The 15,702-nt window shown below is 63.2% G+C and carries 11 protein-coding genes and 1 pseudogene; 6 read left to right on the top strand and 6 right to left on the bottom strand.

Features of this window, described 5'->3' with window-relative positions:
* The 4 genes and pseudogenes from A3AI_RS0127255 (at window position 1) to A3AI_RS0127240 (ending at window position 2,725) form a co-directional block, all read left to right on the top strand.
* Window positions 1–714 (top strand): PIG-L deacetylase family protein, encoded by a 714-nt coding sequence (locus A3AI_RS0127255; RefSeq protein WP_024518630.1) that lies wholly within the window; start codon window positions 1–3, stop codon window positions 712–714.
* A gap of 32 nt (window positions 715–746) precedes the next feature.
* A pseudogene (locus A3AI_RS0127250) lies at window positions 747–896 on the top strand (4-carboxy-4-hydroxy-2-oxoadipate aldolase/oxaloacetate decarboxylase); the annotation flags it as partial.
* Window positions 897–929: 33 nt separating this feature from the next.
* Window positions 930–1,799 (top strand): substrate-binding domain-containing protein, encoded by an 870-nt coding sequence (locus A3AI_RS0127245; protein WP_024518628.1) that lies wholly within the window; start codon window positions 930–932, stop codon window positions 1,797–1,799.
* A 5-nt stretch (window positions 1,800–1,804) separates the two neighbouring features.
* A complete protein-coding gene (locus A3AI_RS0127240; protein WP_198030230.1) occupies window positions 1,805–2,725 on the top strand; it encodes a DUF1932 domain-containing protein in 921 nt (306 codons plus the stop codon).
* A gap of 99 nt (window positions 2,726–2,824) precedes the next feature.
* On the opposite strand, the gene A3AI_RS0127235 is transcribed toward A3AI_RS0127240, so the two are convergent.
* The gene (locus A3AI_RS0127235) at window positions 2,825–5,701 is read right to left on the bottom strand and encodes a PAS-domain containing protein (RefSeq protein ID WP_024518626.1); all 2,877 of its coding nucleotides are present in this window, start codon (window positions 5,699–5,701) and stop codon (window positions 2,825–2,827) included.
* 299 nt (window positions 5,702–6,000) lie between these two features.
* On the opposite strand from A3AI_RS0127235, the gene A3AI_RS0127230 reads away from it, so the two are divergent.
* Window positions 6,001–6,645, top strand: a complete 645-nt coding sequence (locus tag A3AI_RS0127230) for a 2-hydroxychromene-2-carboxylate isomerase (RefSeq protein ID WP_051382502.1) — start codon at window positions 6,001–6,003, stop codon at window positions 6,643–6,645.
* Window positions 6,646–6,808: 163 nt separating this feature from the next.
* Window positions 6,809–7,546: an SDR family oxidoreductase gene (locus A3AI_RS0127225; protein ID WP_024518624.1), complete on the top strand. Its 738-nt coding sequence runs from the start codon at window positions 6,809–6,811 to the stop codon at window positions 7,544–7,546.
* A 79-nt stretch (window positions 7,547–7,625) separates the two neighbouring features.
* Here the strand turns inward: A3AI_RS0127225 and A3AI_RS43475 are convergent, their stop codons facing one another.
* The 5 genes from A3AI_RS43475 to A3AI_RS0127200 all read right to left on the bottom strand — a co-directional run bounded on the left by A3AI_RS43475 (window position 7,626) and on the right by A3AI_RS0127200 (window position 15,458).
* Window positions 7,626–8,888 carry an MFS transporter gene (locus A3AI_RS43475; protein ID WP_036049689.1) on the bottom strand — a complete coding sequence of 421 codons (1,263 nt, stop codon included), beginning with the start codon at window positions 8,886–8,888 and terminating at the stop codon, window positions 7,626–7,628.
* Window positions 8,888–9,778, bottom strand: coding sequence for a TauD/TfdA dioxygenase family protein (locus tag A3AI_RS0127215; RefSeq protein ID WP_024518623.1), 891 nt, complete (start codon window positions 9,776–9,778; stop codon window positions 8,888–8,890). The genes A3AI_RS43475 and A3AI_RS0127215 overlap by 1 nt, the downstream gene beginning before the upstream one ends.
* 182 nt (window positions 9,779–9,960) lie before the next feature.
* The gene (gene pncB / locus A3AI_RS0127210; protein ID WP_024518622.1) at window positions 9,961–11,268 is read right to left on the bottom strand and encodes a nicotinate phosphoribosyltransferase; all 1,308 of its coding nucleotides are present in this window, start codon (window positions 11,266–11,268) and stop codon (window positions 9,961–9,963) included.
* A 171-nt stretch (window positions 11,269–11,439) separates the two neighbouring features.
* Window positions 11,440–14,979 carry a molybdopterin cofactor-binding domain-containing protein gene (locus tag A3AI_RS0127205; protein WP_024518621.1) on the bottom strand — a complete coding sequence of 1,180 codons (3,540 nt, stop codon included), beginning with the start codon at window positions 14,977–14,979 and terminating at the stop codon, window positions 11,440–11,442.
* Window positions 14,976–15,458, bottom strand: a complete 483-nt coding sequence (locus tag A3AI_RS0127200) for a (2Fe-2S)-binding protein (RefSeq protein WP_024518620.1) — start codon at window positions 15,456–15,458, stop codon at window positions 14,976–14,978. The genes A3AI_RS0127205 and A3AI_RS0127200 overlap by 4 nt, the downstream gene beginning before the upstream one ends.
* Between the last annotated feature and the right edge of the window lie 244 nt (window positions 15,459–15,702).

Here is a 15,702-nt window from a genome sequence, read left to right as displayed (position 1 = left end):
ATGAAAACCGGTCTTGTCATTACGGCTCATCCCGGCGACTTCGTCTGGCGCGCGGGTGGCGCCATCGCGCTCCATGCCAAGAAGGGCTATCGCGTGAAGATCGTCTGCCTGTCCTATGGCGAGCGCGGCGAAAGCCAGTTTGCCTGGAAGGAGGCCGGTGCGACGCTGGAATCCGTCAAGGCCGGCCGCAAGGACGAGGCCGAGCGAGCCGCCAAGCTATTGGGCGCCGAAATCGAGTTCTTCGATTGCGGCGACTATCCGCTCAAGCTCAATGAGGCGCATTTCGATCGCATGGTCGACATCTATCGCGAGCTCAATCCGAGCTTCGTGCTGACTCATGCGCTGGAGGACCCCTATAATTTCGATCATCCGGACGCCGCGCATTTCGCCCAGCAGACCCGCGTGGTGGCGCAGGCGATGGGGCACAAGCCGGACGCCAAATATAAATACTCGGCACCGCCGGTGTTCCTGTTCGAGCCGCACCAGCCGGAAATGTGCAACTTCAAGCCCAACCTGATCCTCAAGATCGACGAAGTCTGGAACCAGAAATACGAGGCGTTCCAGATCCTGGCAGCGCAAAAGCATCTCTGGGGCTATTACGAACGCGTCGCGCTCAACCGCGGCATCCAGGGCAGCCGCAACACTGGCGTTCCCATGACCTATGGCGAGGCCTATCAGCGGCTGTTTCCGACCGTCGAGGAGATCCTGCAATGAAACCGGTCGTCGTCAGGACCCTCAATCGCGCCGTCGCGCAAAAGGCAAAGATGCGGACGCAGGACGAAGAGGGCAAGCGAAAGCGGCTGGCTTCAGGCGAACTCGGGCTCGACATGTACGAGATGCGTGAGGCCCTTGCCAAAGCAGGCCTTGTCTATGTCGATCATCCCGAGCAGGCTTGAGACGTCACGCGTTGCGACCTGGAGTTGGCTGACATGGATGTTCCGCGCTTACGCATTGTCCTCGGCAACCACCCGCATGTGATGCCGCTGAAGCGCGGCGAGGTTCGCTCAAACCTCTTCGAGCTCGAATTCATCGAGTACACGCCGACCAACACCGCATTCAAGCCGATGGTGCGCGAGCAGGCCTTCGACGTCTGCGAGATGGCGATCGTCACCTTCCTGATGGCCAAGGCCTACCACAAGCCGCTCGTGCTATTGCCGGCGGCGATGCTGGGCCGCCATCAGCTCGCCTATGCGATCTACAATGGCGAGCGCGAGGTCCTCGGGCCCGGTGACCTCGAAGGCAAGCGCGTCGGCATCCGCTCCTTCACCACGACCACAGGTGCCTGGATCCGCGGCATCCTCGCCAATGATTACGGCGTCAATCTCGACAGAGTTCACTGGGTGACGTTCGAGGATCCGCATGTCGCCGAATACCGCGACACCACCGAGCGTGCACCCGCTGGCAGGAAGATCGTCCCGATGCTTCTGGATGCCGAGCTTGACGCGGTGCTGGGCGAGACCGCAAGCGAAGCCCCGCTCAAGCCGCTGTTTCCTGATCCGGCTATCGAAGCATCGCGCTGGTTTGCGAGACACGGTGCCATCCCGGTCAATCATCTCGTGGTGGTGACCGCAAAGCTCGCGCGCGAACGGCCTGACATCGTGCGCGAGCTCTATGAGCTTCTGAAAAGAAGCAAGGCCGCGGCGGGGCCGGCGGCGTCACCGGATCCCATTCCGTTCGGCGTCGAGGCCAACAGGAGATCGCTGGATCTCATCACGGATTATGCGGCCCAGCAGTCGCTGATCCCCCGACGCTTCTCGGTGGACGAGCTGTTCGATCCGACAACACATGGTTTGAACTGATGGCGATATATCCCGACCCAAAGAGATGGCAAATCGGCCTCGTCGGCTATGGCGAGGTCGGTCGTATCCTTGCCGAGGATTTGCGCAAGCAGGATGTCAAGGTCGCCGCCTACGATATCAAGCTCGGCGGCGAGCAGCAGACCGCGTTGCGTGAGCATGCCGCCAAGTTTGGCGTCGCGCTGGCCAGTTCGCACGCCGAACTCGCGGGGAGTGTTGACTTCATCATCTCCGCGGTCACCGCGAGCCAGGCCGTGCCGGTTGCAGAGGCCTGCGCGCCCGCAATCAGGCAGGGTTCCTGGTTCCTTGATTTCAACTCGGCCTCGCCAGGCGCGAAGCAGCGCGCGGCGGAGCTGATCGACGGCGCCAGCGGCCGTTATGTCGAAGGCGCGGTCATGACTTCGGTGCCGCCTTACCGCATCAAGGTGCCGCTTCTGCTTGGCGGCGGCGGTGCGCGGGAGCTGGCGCCGCTGTTGGTTACACTCGGTTTCGATGCCAAGGTCGCAAGTGATAGGCTCGGCGTTGCCTCCGCCGTGAAGATGTGCCGCAGCATCATGATCAAGGGCATGGAAGCGATGGTGATCGAATGCTTCACCACGGCGCGCGCCTATGGTGTAGAGGATGCGGTGCTTGCGTCACTGGCCGAGACATTTCCTGGCATCAATTGGGAGAAGCAGGGCGCCTATTTCTTCCAGCGCGTGATCGAGCACGGCAGGCGCCGGGCTGAGGAGGTCCGCGAGGTGGCCGAGACCGTGCGCGAGGCGGGCCTCACGCCATGGTCGGCGCAGGGCACGGCCGAGCGGCAAGCGTGGGTCGCCGATCTCGCGGATGGCGGGCTGTTCGGCGAGCGCGGAACGAAGGAGTTCGCGCGCAGCGCCGATTGGCGTACCGAGGCCGACCGGATTTTGGCGAACTTGAAGAGGTCGTAAGCGTCGCAGGATGGGTAGAACGCAGCGAAACCCATCCTGCTTGCGGTACTGTTTGATGGGCATTGCTCCGATCTACCCACCGAACGCGAAGGGCCCCGCTTACGCCACCCGATGCATTGGGTTCAACTGCTCGATCAGGCGGCCGACATCCGCGGCTGAGCACGGCCTGCTGAAATAGAAGCCCTGCACGGCGGTGCAGCCGGCCTCGCGGACGAGCTCGAGCTGCTCGGCGGTCTCGACACCCTCCGCCGTGGTCTCGACACCGAGATTGGCTCCCAGGCTCGCAATGGTGCGAACGATCGCGGCGCTTTCATGGGAAAAGCCGAGCGTCCCGACAAAGGAGCGGTCGATCTTGATCATGTCGAAGGGGAATTTCCGCAAATAGCCGAGCGCGGAGTAGCCGACGCCGAAATCGTCCAGACTGACCCGAACACCGAGCTTGCGCAGCTGGTGCAGGATGGCGACGTTTGCCTCGTCGTCCTCGAGCAGCGCGGTCTCGGTGACCTCGAGCTCCAGCCGCCTTGGGTCAATGCCGGCGGCCGCCATTGCGCTGGTGACCATGGCGACAAGACCGCGAGCGCGGAATTGCACCGGCGACAGGTTGACCGCGATCCTGACATGGCTCGGCCATTTGGCCGCAGTCGCGCAGGCCGTTCGCAGCACCCATTCCCCGATCGGCACAATCAGCCCGGTCTCTTCTGCGATCGGGATGAAATCGGCCGGTGATATCGGACCACGCGTAGCGCTGTTCCAGCGTAACAGCGCCTCGAAGCCGGTCAGCTCGCTGGTGCCCAGGCGTATCTGTGGCTGGAACACGAGATGAAACTCGCCGGCCTCCAGCGCTTGGCGCAGCTCCATCTCCAGCGTATGGCGCGAGCGCGCGTGCGCTTCCATTTCGGGATGAAACAGCTGATAGACGCCGCGTCCCCGCGCCTTGGCCTGATAGAGCGCAAGGTCGGCGCACTTCATCAGCTCGTCGGGATCAAGGCCATGATCGGGCGCGATCGCGATGCCGACGCTGACACCGGTGTGGATGATGTGGTTTTCCATCGGCGGTGGGTGGCCGATGATCTCGACAAGGCGGCTGGCGAGCCGCTCGGCGGACTGCGGCTGCGGTCCGCGCTGCAGGATCGCGAACTCGTCGCCGCCGAGGCGGGCTACGGTGTCGCCGGGGTCGGCGCATTCGCGCAGGCGCGCAGCCACCCAGCGCAGCAATTTGTCGCCGACTGCGTGGCCGAGCCGGTCATTGACCGTCTTGAAATTGTCGAGGTCGAGGCACAGCACCGCCATCTCGCCGCCGTGGGCTGCAACCTCGGACAGGCCATCGGCCATCTTGTCGCGGAACAGGACGCGGTTCGACAGGTCGGTCAGCGCATCGTGTTGCGCCATATGTGCGACACGCGCCTCGGCCTTGCGACGCTCGGTCACGTCCTCGTAAGTGATGACCCAGCCGCCTTGCTCCATCGGACGATGCGTAAGCTTGATGATACGCCCGTCGCCGAGGTGGCGGTGCAGCGTATGCTGCTGCCCGCCCTTGCTGAGCCGCTCGAAATAGTCGTTGTAGAGATGCTCGGCCGTGGTCGCGGGATGATTGCCGAGCGCACAGCTATGCTTCATGACGTCGCGCATCGCCACCCCGGGTTTCACGATCTCCGGGGACAAGCGGTACATCTCGATATAGCGCTGGTTGCAGACGATGATGCGCAGCTGGCGGTCAAGCATGACAAGGCCTTGCGTCATGTTGTTGAGCGCTGCATCGAAGCGGCGATACTGCTCGCTCAGCTCATCATGCGCGCGCTCGCGCTCGGTAATGTCGTCATAGGTGCAGACGAAACTGCCGTCGCGCAGCGGGCGGTAGCGCACCGCGAGCAGCCGCCCGTCGACCATGCGTCGATGCAACGCGAGTTCGTTCATCTCCGAAAGACAGCGGCGCAGATCCTCCAACAGGTCGTCGATGGCGAAATCCGCTGGATAGACACCGTTGCGCGTCACGGCGCGGAGAAGATCGCGGAGATGCGTACCCGGCGTTGCCTGCTCAGGCGTCAGCCGATAGATCTTCAGGTAGTTGTTGTTACAGACCAGAAGCCGCATGTCCTTGTCGTAGACGCACAGTCCGTGCGACATGTTCTCGAGTGCCGCATCGAACAGGAGGTTCTGCTGTTTCAGCGCCTCCTCCGCGCGCAACCGCTCGGTCACGTCTTCGCAGGCGCTGACCCAACCGCCGTCGGCCGTCAGCTTGGAGATCGCCTGGATCACACGGCCGTCGGCGCGGGTGAGAAAGGCCGGGCGGGTGCCGCCGCTGCGGATCTCTCTCATGCGCCTTTCGTAGAGATCGAGCGCGGACGTGCCAGGCGCATTACCGCAGGCAACCCAGTGCGCGATCACCTGCCGATGCGTGACGCCGGGCCTAACGAGATCGGCATCGAGCCCATAGACATCGAGATACTGGCGGTTGCAGAAGATCAGGCGCTCATTGGCGTCGAACATGGTGATCCCGTGCGACATGTGGGCGAACGCATGCTCGATGCGCTCGGTCTGGTCGCGCAGCGCCTTCTCGAGCCTGGCACGGTGGGTGACGTCGTCGCAAACGGTGATCCAGCCGCCATCCGGCAGCGGGCGGATGTCGAGCGTCATCACCACGCCGCTCGGCAGTATCTGCTCCACGCGGAAAGGTTCGCGTGAGGCGAGCAACGCGTGGCGCTGGCAGATCAGGCCGTCGAGGCTTTCGGGCGGCAAGTTGCCAAGCGAAGCACTGTGCGTCAGTACCTCCGCATAGCTGATGCCGGGCCTGATCACGTCAGGCGACATGTTGAACAGTTCAAGATAGCGCCGATTGAGCAGCACGATACGGTTTTCGGCGTCATAGATGCAAACGCCCTCGGACATGCCATCGAGCGCGCTCTGGCTCAGGGACAGCAGGGCCGCCGTTCCCCGCGTCTTGCGCTGGCGAGTTTCTTGTGTGCGACGCGCAGCCATCGGCCGTTCCGAAATTCGAAAATCAAAATGGATCGTGCAAGTGGAGCCTGCAAGCTAATGCGCAGGCGGGAAGATTGTCTTAAGGAGGGTAGTTTACGGAGCGTGACCAGATCGATCGATTGTCTGCCAATTCCCAAAACGCCACGGGCGCGCCAATCCTTGACCGAACGGAGATCGCGACCGCGCCGCTCCGGGAATGACGGTGAGCAAATTGACAGTTCAAATTCAGAACTTTAAAGAAAGCAGAAGGCTTTTGGTAAGTGCGTCAGGTCGCGATACGACGTACAAACGGTTATGGGATGGATCGCAAGGAGACGCCGGTGGCAAAGCCCGTCAAAGTGGAATTTCTGTTCGATTTCGGTAGTCCCAACGCTTATCTTTCGGATCTCGTCATCCCGCAGATCGAGCGTCGGACGGCTGTGAAGTTCGACTATGTGCCAGTGCTGCTTGGCGGCATCTTCAAGGCCACCGGCAATGTGTCGCCGGCGGAGTCGCTGCGCGGGATCAAGAACAAGCGCGAGTACATGATGGTCGAGATGGCCCGCTTCATCCGCCGCCACAATGTCACGTCCTTCAGGCAGAACCCGTTCTTTCCAGTCAACACGTTGATGCTGATGCGTGGCGCGGTCGCGGCGCAGTTCGAGGGGGTCTTCGAACCCTATGTCCGCGCAGGCTTCCATCACATGTGGGAGGAGCCGAAGAAGATGGACGATCCCGACGTGTTCCGCGCGGCGTTCCAGGCGTCGGGCCTCGACGCCGACTTGCTGATCACCCGCGCGCAGCAGGACGACGTGAAGAAGCGGCTTCTGGAGCTGACGAGCGATGCAGTCAACCGCGGCGCGTTCGGCTCGCCGACCTTCTTTGTCGGCAAGGAGATGTTCTTCGGCAAGGACCAGCTCCGCGACGTCGAGGAATCCATCGTTGAGCAGACCAAGGGTGCCTAAGGCGCGATGGGATTTGGTTGAATCGTCATCGCGCTTTAGGTCTTTGATTGAGCATGATCTTTTCGGAAAACCGCTACACACTTTTCCGGATCATGCTTTAGACAATCCGAACCACTGAGCCTCCGACAAAGAAGAGGCTTCGTCCAATCTCGGGAGGAGCGCCGTGCAGAAGCGAAACGCAAGCGCAGCCGTGATCGGAGCCGGTGACTATATCGGCGCCGAGATCGCCAGGAAGTTCGCCGCCGAGGGGTTCTCGATCTTCGCCGGCCGCCGCAATGGCGCCAAGCTCGAGCCGCTGGTCAAGGCGATCGAAGGCACAGGCGGAGAGATCCATGCGCGCTCGCTTGATGCGCGCAAGGAGGAGGAGATTATCGCGTTCCTCGGTGACGCCGATAAGCAAGCGCCGCTGGAGGTCTGCGTCTTCAACATCGGCGCCAATGTAAATTTCCCGATCCTCGATACCACCGAGCGCGTATTTCGCAAGGTCTGGGAGATGGCCTGCTATTCGGGCTTTCTTGCCGGACGCGAGGCGGCGCGGCTGATGCTGCCGCGGGGCAACGGCAACATCTTCTTCACCGGCGCGACCGCCTCCTTGCGTGGCGGCATCGGCTATGCCGCCTTTGCCAGCGCCAAGTTCGGCCTGCGCGCGGTGGCGCAATCGATGGCGCGCGAACTTGGGCCAAGGAACATCCACGTCGCCCACCTGATCATTGACTCCGGCGTCGATACCGAATGGGTGCGGCAGCGGCGGCTCGATGCCTTGGGGCCAAGCGCGCTCGGCGATCCCGATCTGCTGATGCCGCCGTCGTCGGTTGCCGATGCCTATTGGCAACTCTACCGGCAGCCCAAGAGCGCCTGGACGTTCGAGATGGAAATCCGTCCCTTTGGCGAGAAATGGTAAGACGAAGATCTTCCGCCATGGCCGATGAACAACCGCGAGCCGAAGCGATACGCGACGGGGACGATAGCGGATCGGCAGGTCAAGCCGGCGCGGACGCAAGCTGTGCCGGCTCGAACGGCTTGTCGGGGTGCATGCGGAAAGCGAGTGCGGCGCCGAGCAGCAGCAGGCCAACCGAGCCCGCGAATGGCAAGGTCCAGCTTCCGGTGCGGTCGACCAGATAGCCGAACACGACCGGCGAGATGATGCCCGCGGTGCCAAAGCCGAAATTCATCATGCCGCTCGCGGAGCCCGAATATTTCGGAGCAATGTCCATCGGCACGGCCCAGATCGGCCCGACCACGAGTTCGACGGAGAAGAATGCGGCCGCGAGCGATAGCGCAGCCACGTTGATGTCGTGGACCAGCATCACCGGCAGCAGGAACACAAAGCCGCCGAGCATCCCCGTCACGATCACGTTGCGCCGTGCCGTGACCCGGTTGCCCGTTCGCACGAGGATGCGATCGCTCACCACGCCGCCCAGCGTGTCGCCGATCACGCCGCCGAGGAAAACGGCGGCGGAATAGAACGCCGTCTGCAGCAGGTCCTGATGATAGTTTTGGTAGAAGAAGGATGGGATCCAGCTGACGAACAGCCACAATGTCCAGCCGTAGCAAAAGTCGACTGCGGTCACGGGCAGCATGCGCCGGAACAGCTTGAGCCAGGGTACTGGCTCCTTGGCACCGCCGCGGCCGCGAGCAGGGAGCGTTGCAAATTCCTCCGCGCTCAGTGGCGGGCTGGTCGGGACATCGCGAAAAATCCAGGTCCACGCCACGACCCAGGAGAGGCTTGCCAAGGCCAGCACGACAAAGGAGCCGCGCCAGGATACGAACTGAATGAGGAGAGCGATCAGCGGAGGCGTCATGGCGTTGCCGATCCGCGCAAAGGAATGGGTGATGCCCTGGGCAAAAGCCCAATTCCGCTCCGGTATCCATGTTGACATGGCACGGGTCGCGGTCGGAAAGGTGGCGCCTTCGCCGATACCGAGTGCCACGCGCGCGATGACCAGGCTCAAGAGGCTGTTGACGAGGCCGGTGCCGGCGGTCGATACGCAAACAATGACGCCGCTGATGCAGAGCGTTCGGCGCGCGCCGAACTTGTCGCCGAAATAGCCGCCGATGAGTTGGAACAGCGCGTAAGGATAGGCGAACGCCGAAAAGGCGAGGCCAAGCTGGGTGTTGCTCAGGCCAAGGTTCGCCCTAATGAGCGGCGCGGCCGTGGAGATGTTGACCCTGTCGACGTACAGGATCATGTACATCAAGCACAGCAGGAGCAGGATCCGGTTGGACGCTCCGAACTTGCGCATTACACCGGCCTCGCGCTGCCCTTGATCTGGGTGCGATGCATGATGCGCCGAGCGGTGTCGTCGAAGGGATCGCGCCGGTGCATGGTGCAGCGGTTGTCCCACATCACGAGATCGCCGACCTGCCAGACGTGCTCCCAGGAAAATTCCGGCCGCTCGGCATATTGCCAGAGTTCGTTGAGCAAGGCCTCCGATTCCGAAAGCTCGAGCCCGAGCAGATAGGCGTTGCGGCGCCGGCCGAGATAGAGCATTTGGCGTCCGGTGTCGGGATGGGTGCACACGAGCGGATGCACGGCGCCGGGCGATGTCCGGGGATCGTTGGTCGCGGTGACGCCCTGGCGCAGGTAGCCGCCGCTGTTGTAGGTCCCGTCATGCTTGATCTTCAGCGTCGCGATGCGCTGTCTGAGCTCCGCGGGCAGCGCGTCGTAAACCGCATACATGCTGCAGAACGACGTGTTGCCGCCAGCCGGCGGAATTTCGAGCGCATAAAGCATGCTCGCCATCGGCGGCACGTCGAGATAGGACATGTCGGTGTGCCAGACGGCTTCACCGGAGCCGAGGCTCCCGATCGGCTCGCCATTCACCTTCACATTCGACACGATGTAGATTTCCGGGAGACCCTCGACAAAGCGGCGGCCGGTCTCCTGCACTGGTGCCCAGTCGAGGTCGCCGAAGCGGCGGCTGAAGGCAACGAGGTCCTGGTCGCTGAGCGTCTGGCCGCGCACCAGCAGCACTTCATGCTGGTGCCAGGCGCGTCTGAAAGCTTCAAACTGCGCATTGTCGAGCGATTTCAGGTCGATGCCCCGTATCTCGGCGCCGAGCACAGCGCTCGTGGGGACAACGTTGAGGAGGTCCTGGGCCGCGCCATGCGCAATCGTGCCTTCGAGATTCATCACCGGCCTCCAGAGCCTTGTCGATCGACGGCAAGACCAACATTGTTGTTTTTGATCGACGCTCATTTCGAGCCGCACCAGATTTGACGGCAGCGTCGGTCAAGTCGAACTCAAATTTTGAACGGTCGGGAGCAGAAAATAAAGGGGGAAATATTATAGTATTTTGGTGAACCAGCGCATGATCAGACATGCACCGGCGTGCGCACGCGTCCTGCGCTGCCGAACACGCGCAAGTAACGCTCGACCTCGGACGCAATACCCGTCGCCTTTTCCGGATTGTCCGACAATTTGACGGCCGGCCGTCCGTCGACCGACGACACCTTGCAGACGATCGAGATCGGGTCGAGATTGACCGACGGATCCGGCGAGCAGCCAACAAAATCATTGGTGAGGTTGGTGCCCCAACCGAAGCTGAGCCTGACCCGGCCTCTGAAGTGGCGGGACGTCTCCTCGATCGAGTCGACATCCATGGCGTCGGAGAACACCAGCAGCTTCTCCTTGGGATCGCGGCCTTTCTCCTTCCACCATTTGATGATTTCCTCGCCGGCCTGGATTGGCGGTGCGCTGTCGGGACGGAAGCCGGTCCAGTCGGCGACCCATTCCGGTGCGTCGCGCAGGAAGGAGCGGGTGCCGAACGCGTCGGGCAGTGCGATCAGGAGGTTGCCACCATAGGTGTGTCGCCACTGATCGAGGATGCGGTAGGGCGCCCAGCGCAGTTCGGTGTCGTCGTCGGCAAGCGCGGCTGCCACCATCGGCAGCTCATGGGCGTTGGTTCCGATTGCCTCGAGGTCGTTGTCCATCGCAAGCAGCACGTTGGATGTGCCGGTGAAGGAGGGGCCGAGGCCTTCCTTGACGGCCTCGACACACCAGCGTTGCCAGAGAAAGCCATGGCGCCGCCGGGTGCCGAAATCGGACAGCCGCAGATTGTCGAGCTTCTTCAGCCGCTCCACCTTGGCCCACAGTTTCGCCTTGGCGCGGGCGTAGAGCACGTCGAGCGCAAACCGGCCGAGCCCCTTCATCGCCGCGCGCGAGCGCAGCTCGTTCATGATCGCGAGCGCCGGGATCTCCCACATGGTGGTGTGGGTCCACTTGCCGTGGAAGTGCAGTTCATACTGCCCCTCGACCTTGCGCAGCTCATATTCCGGAAGCTGGAAGGCGGAGAGCCAATTGATGAAATCGGGCGAGAACATCTGGGTCTTGCCGTAGAAGGTGTTGCCGGCAAGCCAGATCAGCTCCTTCTTGGCAAAGCGCATGGTGCGGGCATGATCGAGCTGGGCCCGCAGTTCGCCCTCGTCGATCACCTCCGCAAGCCTCACATGGGTCGAACGGTTGATCACCGAGAAGGTGGTGTCTGTCTCCGGGTACGATTCCCGGATCATCTGTTGCATCAACAGCTTGTAGAAATCGGTGTCCAGCAGGCTGCGCACGATCGGGTCGAGCCGCCAGCCATGGTTGTAGGTTCGGGTCGCAATATCGGTAAACGTCGTCATCCGGTCAACTTATCGTGCCCGGACGATAGTCACCAGTAGGCGAGGGGTGAGAGGCCTTGCGATTTTGCCGGCCTGCCTCCTGAATATTTCGTTTTTTCTGGTTCGCCGAGGCTGGCCAGGGCTCGGCGGCCCCGGCCGAAGGGGTACGGGCGGGGAACATCGCTTGTTTTGTCAGCGAGAGGCCCTGACCCGGCCGACGGCGCCGGCAAGGTCGCCCCATTCCGGCTTGTCCGGGGCGAACTGTTGGCGCAGGAAGGAGACGAGCTCAGCGACCTGCGCGTCGCTCATGCTGTCCTTGAAGGCCGGCATATAGCCGAGATCGCCGAAGGCGGGCTTTGCGATGCCGTGGAGGATCACCTGGATCAGATTGTCGGGTATCGCGCTGTGCAGGTTGCTGTTCAGTGCCAGCGATGGCCGGCTGCCGAACAGCGGCAACCCAGCGACTTCGTGGCACACCGCGCAGGCGCCCTGATAGAGGCGTGCGCCGGCGGAAGCGGCGAGCGTGACGCGGGTCTCTCGCTCAAGCCTGGTTGCGAGCGCATCTTGCGCGACCGTGTCGGGCGGTTTGTCGCCGAACGACGCGAGATAGACGGCCATGGCGCGGATGTCCTGATCGGGTAGTGCCGCAAGATCCTTCACGATCGGCGCCATCGGTCCTGCGGCGACGCCGTGAAAGCGCGATTCACCGGTGCGCAAATAGGCGTAGAGCTCGTCCTCGCTCCACGGGATCGGCGCGTGCGAGAGCGATGTCAGCGGCGGCGCTTCCCAGCCTTCGGCGAGACCGCCGGCGAGATAGGCACCGACCTTCTCAGCACCGAGCGTGTTGCGCGGCGAGTGGCAGGCGCTGCAATGGCCGAGCGCCTCGACCAGATAGGCACCGCGATTCCATGCCTCCGACTTCGCCGGATTGGGTTTGAATGGCTCCGCCTGATGAAAGAGTGCATTCCATGCTGCAAGCAGCGGGCGGACGCTGAACGGAAACGCGAGCGTATTCTCCGGCGCCGTCGCCCTTACCGGCGCCTGCGCCATCAGATAGGCGTAGAGCGCCAGCAGGTCGGCTTCACTGGTCTTGGCGAAATGCGTGTACGGGAAGGCTGGGTAGAGATGTCGGCCGTCGCGATGGATGCCCTCGCGCATGGCGCGCTCGAACGCGGGAAGGGACCAGGCGCCGATGCCGGTTGCAACATCGGGCGTGATGTTGGTGCTGTAGATGATGCCGAACGGCGTTTCCAGTGCGCGGCCGCCTGCGTTCAGCGCGCCGTCGGCGGCCGTATGGCACACCGCGCAATTGCCGAGCGCTGCCAGCTCTGCGCCGCGCGCAATCGTCGCGGTGGAGTAGACCGACGCATCCGGCTGCGCGATCGGCGCGATGGCGCGGCCTGGCAGCATCGCGGCACCGATCCCGACCACCGCCGCACAGAGAGCCCCGACTGTCGCAAACACCCCGCGACTTCTTACAAACGGGTTTTTCCATATGCTGGAAGGCTTCGGCATCGGCGGCGTTGCCAACGCCTTTTGCCGGGCCGGCGCCTGGCCGCGCAAGCCTTCAAGAATCCGTTCCGGCGTAAACGGCGGTTCGCGGAAGCGCACACCGGTCGCGTCGAAGATCGCGTTTGCGATTGCCGCCGCGCTGGGGACAGACGCGGATTCGCCGACGCCGAGCGGCGGTTGATCCTGCCGCGGCAGCATCAGGACATCGATCCTGGGAAGCTCGGGGAATTTGATGATGGGGTAGGCGCCCCATTCCCGGGTCGCCACCTTGCCGCGCTCGAACGACACCTCTTCCATCAGAGCGCGGCTGGTCGACTGGATCACATTGCCCTGGATCTGGTGGCGCACGCCATCAGGGTTGATCATCAAGCCTGAATCCTGCCCCGCCACCACCCGCGTGACGCTGACGTCGCCGGTTGTCTTGTTCACTGCGACATCGGCGATCCAGGCCGACCATGCCGCGCCATAGCCCGGGAATTTGCTGTGGACATAGAGCGCATAGGCGAAGCCGCGCCCATGCACGATGTCACCCTCTTTCTCCTCCCGGACCGGCCGCGGCGTCCAGCCGGCGCGTTCGGCGACGGCATTGACGAGATCGATCGCGCGCTCGTCCTTCAGATAGCGCAGACGATATTCGATCGGATCGACACCGGCCTCCGTGGCGAGCTCATCGATATAGGACTCATGTGCGAAGCTGTTGGGCAGCGCCGAGACGCCGCGAAACCATGACGCGCGGACGATCGGCGGCATGTCATGCGCCACGACGCGCATGTTGTCGTAATCATAGGGCGGGATCGCGGTGCGATCGCCCATCTCGAATACGGCCGGGATCGGCGCAACCTTGCCGGTCAAGAGCAGCGCCAGCGTCGGCGCACCGTTCGACGGATAGCGCGTGGCAAAGTCGTAGGCCGCGACGCTGTCGTCGGCGTTCAACCCGCCATTTACATCGATCAGTTGCGCGGTGCCCTTGGGCTCCCAGGCGTGCTCCTGCTCACGCGTGAGCTGCACGCGGACGGGACGGCCGACTGCACGCGATAGCAGCAGCGCGTCCGCGCTGACGTCGTCGGCGCAATTGCGGCCATAGCAGCCCGCGGCTTCCAGCCGGATGATTTCGACCGCGGATTCCGGCCGATCCATCAGCTGCGCGAGATCGCTACGCAGCACATGTGGGTTCTGCGTGCCCGACCACACCCTGATGCAGCCTTCGCTGTAATCCGCCACCGCGCAGGACGGCCCCATCGAGGCGTGCATCTGATAGGGCCAGGTATAGGTACGCCGCATCGGCCTAGCCGCACCGGCGATTGCCGTGTCGACATCGCCCTTGTCGAGCAGCGTCCGCGGCGTCGACGGATTGGCACGCAGCGCGGTCTCGAGATCGTCGAGGTCGGGCAGGGTGGGAACGGGCTTCCATTCCACCTTGAGCCGCGCCGCCGCCTTGATGGCATTTTCCTCGCGCTCGGCGACCACGCCGATGAAATCGCCTGATGTGACGACGGCAATGAGGCCGGGAATATCGCGCACCGACGCCTCATCGACGGCAATGAGGCTGGTGCCGACAAACGGCCCGGCATCGACCCCGGCATAGGGCGGGCGCACCACCCGGCCATGCAGCATGCCCGGCACGCGGACATCATGGACATAGACCAGTTCGCCGGTCGCCTTCGCCGGGAGATCGACGCGGGGGACCGATTGCCCGACAATGCTGTAGCTGCCGACGGCTTTCACCGGCATGTCGTCAGCGAGCCCGAGCCGGATGGTTTCGTCGCCGATCAGTTCGCCATAGCTGACGCTGCGGTTGTCGTGCCCGCGGATCAAGCCGTCTTCGATTGTCAGATCGGCAATCGGAAGCTCCAGCCGCTCTGCCGCGCGCGAGATCAGGAACTGCCGCGCCTGCGCCGCGGCCTTGCGCAAGGGAACGGCGATGATCTGGATCGTTTCGCTCGCAATCGTCGCGCCCTGGTTCGGCACGCGCGAGGTATCGCCGAGCACGATCACGACGCGCGCAAAGGAGACGTCGAGCTCTTCGGCGACGATCTGGCCGAGCGCGGTGCGGATGCCGGTGCCGAGATCGACGTGGCCGTTATAGGCGCTGACGGAGCCGTCGGCCGTGATCTTGATGAAGGTCTCGAAGCCGCTTTGATCCGCGTCCGCCGGACGGACGACGGACAGCGATCCCTGTCGCTCCGCGCGATCCGCCGCGTTGTCAGCTGTGGAGGTCAATCGCCGACCTCGGCGATCTGGCCGGCGGCACGCAAGGCCGCGCGCATGATCTCGATATGGGCGCCACAGCGGCACAGATTATATTGCAGTGCCTGCGCGATCTCCGCCTCCGACGGATTCGGATTGATGTTGAGCAGCGCCTTTGTCGTCATGATCATGCCGTTCAGGCAATAGCCGCATTGCGCGGCCTGCTCGGTGATGAAGGCCTGCTGCACGGCATCGGGATGCTCGCGCGAGCCGAGCCCTTCCAGCGTCACGATGTCGCGTCCGACGCAGCCTTCGATCGGAATGACGCAGGAGCGTGCCGCGATGCCGTCGATCAGCACGGTGCAGGTGCCGCATTCGCCAAGCCCGCAGCCGTACTTGGGTCCGTTCAGACCGAGATCGTTGCGCAGCACATAAAGCAGCGGCGTGTCGGGCGCCGCGTCGATTTCGCGCACCGTGCCGTTCACATTCAGGCGGACCTTCGTCGGCATCATCCTATCGTACTCGAACCCCGGCGCCTGCCAGGCGTGTTCCGAGACTATCGTTTGTACACAAACGTGCAAGACCCGCATCCCGCACTGCACGCGTTTGCTCGCTTTATGGACAGCGGTGCCAGGCAATTGGGCTATTATTCGGCAGGGCAAGATTCCGCGCGCGGCGCCGCTTGACAGAGTTGCGGACCGCGCGCAAGATCATTCGTACACGAACGATAAGCCCATCGTTTAGCTGTCGTTCGTT

Source organism: Bradyrhizobium sp. Tv2a-2 (assembly GCF_000472425.1).
Taxonomy (GTDB): Bacteria; Pseudomonadota; Alphaproteobacteria; order Rhizobiales; family Xanthobacteraceae; genus Bradyrhizobium.
The sequence above is the reverse complement of the archived record's forward strand: the minus strand, read 5'-3'. Positions and strand labels throughout refer to the sequence as shown.